General features: G+C 60.5%; 2 protein-coding genes. Both read left to right on the plus strand.

What is annotated here, in order from left to right:
* The first annotated feature begins 107 nt into the window (after positions 1 to 107).
* Positions 108 to 326: a hypothetical protein gene (locus F6X42_RS45125; RefSeq protein ID WP_246530570.1), complete on the plus strand. Its 219-nt coding sequence runs from the start codon at positions 108 to 110 to the stop codon at positions 324 to 326.
* A 170-nt stretch (positions 327 to 496) separates the two neighbouring features.
* Complete coding sequence (locus F6X42_RS42910) at positions 497 to 694, plus strand: ribbon-helix-helix protein (RefSeq protein ID WP_011493367.1); 198 nt, start codon at positions 497 to 499, stop codon at positions 692 to 694.
* The last annotated feature ends 162 nt before the right edge of the window (positions 695 to 856 follow it).

Raw genomic sequence — 856 nt, forward strand, 5'->3', positions numbered from 1 at the left:
GCGCTTGCGGCCATTCTTCATGTGCAGGAATCTTTCTGACGGACCGATGCAGGAGTCTGGCTCATGCCTGTCGATCGGCCCTGCATGCGAACTACTCAATCACGCACATGAAAAGAAAGAGGAAGGTGAGCAAGCCGGTCTCCCCGCGACGGGCACTTGAGCGTCTGGCCCAGCAGCGTTACGGCCGCGACGCGCCCACGTTTAACTGGTCGGTTACGCAGGAGCTGCGTAACGCCGGGTTGGTATCCGTCCCCGCGAATGGGCGGGGCGGTGTGTCGATTACCCGGGCTGGGCAGGATTTTCTGCGTGCCAGGGCGGAGATCTAGCGTACTGTCGCCGTGCGCTGCACGTCTTTGGCTTCCTGGCCGCCGAGCTGGTGGACATCGGCGATGCATGCGGGAATCGACGGCCATCGTGTGAGCCTGGCGCCACGAAGATGACTCGCGCCATACGATGTATTATAATTTAATTAACATACTTGGACTTCGCCCCCGTCATGGAAACGAAAAGCGCTCGACTCACGATTCTGATCGATCCTGTGAAGAAGGAAGCGTTCGAAAAACTTTGCGCGGCGCAGGACCTGACTCCCTCACAGGTGGTACGGCAACTGATCCGCGACTACCTCGATCAGCATGGCGTCAGCTACCGGACCAAAAGCGCAATCGGCGCGCGTCCACGCCGAAAAACGGCCTGAGGTACGCCTGCCCCAGGTGAGCGACGTGATCCCACGCAGGCATCACGCTGGGCCCTGGTTTCACGGCACCGCAGGTCTCTTCGGCAGCCTGCTTCCGTGCACATCGGAAAGATCGCACGATGAGAGTAACGTGACGATGTCCGGCCGTCGCGGGCCGCAACG

The sequence above is a fragment of the Paraburkholderia podalyriae genome (assembly GCF_014397785.1).
Taxonomy (GTDB): domain Bacteria; phylum Pseudomonadota; class Gammaproteobacteria; order Burkholderiales; family Burkholderiaceae; genus Paraburkholderia; species Paraburkholderia podalyriae.